The sequence below is a fragment of the Chitinispirillales bacterium ANBcel5 genome, from assembly GCA_029688955.1.
Lineage (GTDB): Bacteria > Fibrobacterota > Chitinivibrionia > Chitinivibrionales > Chitinispirillaceae > Cellulosispirillum > Cellulosispirillum alkaliphilum.
Genome location: JARUKZ010000100.1, coordinates 1 through 1,588, shown reverse-complemented (window position 1 = coordinate 1,588; position 1,588 = coordinate 1). Strand labels below are relative to the sequence as shown.

1 pseudogene is annotated in these 1,588 nt (G+C 43.1%); it reads right to left on the bottom strand.

From position 1 onward, the window contains the following. Positions 1–41: 41 nt before the first annotated feature. Positions 42–1,414, bottom strand: a pseudogene (locus QA601_18870) (IS3 family transposase). Positions 1,415–1,588 lie beyond the last annotated feature (174 nt).

Sequence of the window (1,588 nt, the reverse complement as noted above, 5' to 3'; positions counted from 1 at the left end):
CGGAACCTGTCAATAAAAATGAGACAAATCTACCTTAAAACTTAAGTTACCCTTTCCACCGGTTGTGTTTTTACTTCAGGCTTGTTAATCCATACTTCATTGGGAACCGATTTCGGTTCCGAAACCCCTTTTACAAAGCGCTCCGGGTGTCTTAAATATGCCTCCATAAGAACTATTGATCTTTTAACCTGAATCTTTTCATGTTCATTGTAATGAACTGAAACCGGCGTGTGCATCGATATTCCAGAATGCCTGTGGTGATTATTGTACCATTCAAAAAACATCCTGCAAAACGCCCTGGCATCCTCAATTGAACCAAATCTTTGAGGAAAATCAGGACGGTATTTCAGTGTCTTAAAAGCTGATTCTGAATAAGGGTTATCATTTGATACATGGGGTCTGGAGTGTGTCTTGGTTACCCCCAGATCTGCAAGCAATTGTCCAACCGTTCTGGATGTCATTGAACTACCTTTATCAGCATGCAATGTAAGCTGATTAGGCAAAATTTCCTGCTTTGCACATATGTCCTTTATGAACTCTTTTGCCAATGCCCCGGTTTCCCTGTATTCGACCATCCATCCAACAACATAACGACTGTAAACATCAATGATCTTGTAAAGGTAAAAATACGTCCATTTCGCTGGCCCTTTTAATTTTGTTATATCCCATGACCATAGTTGATTAGGTGCTGTTGCCAGCAATTCAGGTTTTGCATAAAGACGTGGTGGAGATTGGCGTCGCTGGTAATTCTGCTTGTTCCGGGACAATATGCGATACATTGACCTCTCCGAACACAGATAGGTCCCCTCATCCAGTAATGTGGCATAAATTTCACCTGGAGCCATATCACAGAATCGCTCAGAATTGAGGGTTTCGAGTACCTTTTCCTCTTCTAATTTTGTCAGCTTTCGGTGTGATACACGATTGGCAACACTCTGTTTAGGCTTCCTAGATCGGTAAAACGATGCACGTGATTCACCCAGTGCTTCGCACAACTCACGGACACCAATTTCTTTTCCATGTTCTTCAATCATAGCTCTTCTTCGTTTTCGCAGTTCTCGGTCAAATCGTCCCCCAGTACTGTTGAGAGTTTTTTTTGGAGATCAACGATAAGCTCGGTTTTCCTGAGCTTTTTCTCTGTCTGCTCCAGCTTACGACGAAGCTGTTTGTTTTCCAAAGCCAATGCCTCACGGTTACTTTGCTTCGGCCCTGTTTTTTTCTCCCTGAGACTGCCGTTTTTAAGCTCCCGTGACCACTTACTTAACGCTGAGAAATAGAGTCCTTCTTTGCGTAGGTAAGCTCCAACTGACTGGCTGCCATCTGATTTGATCTCTTCAACTGTTCGGAGCACTTTTTCTTTATACGCCCGTGTTAAACGACGCCGTTTGCTCTTTGGAATAACCTCAGGGTCAGGCTTTTGGGCATTGGAATCGGCTTGGACTCCCGTCGACCTTAAGCCACCTTCCCTTTCTGGTAGTTCCGACTCACTTTCATGCTTGTGTGTTATCATGTATCGTCCTTTTTCGCCCTTCTAATGTTACCTATAATTTAATACATGACTTTGTCTCATTAATATAGTCAGAGAGGG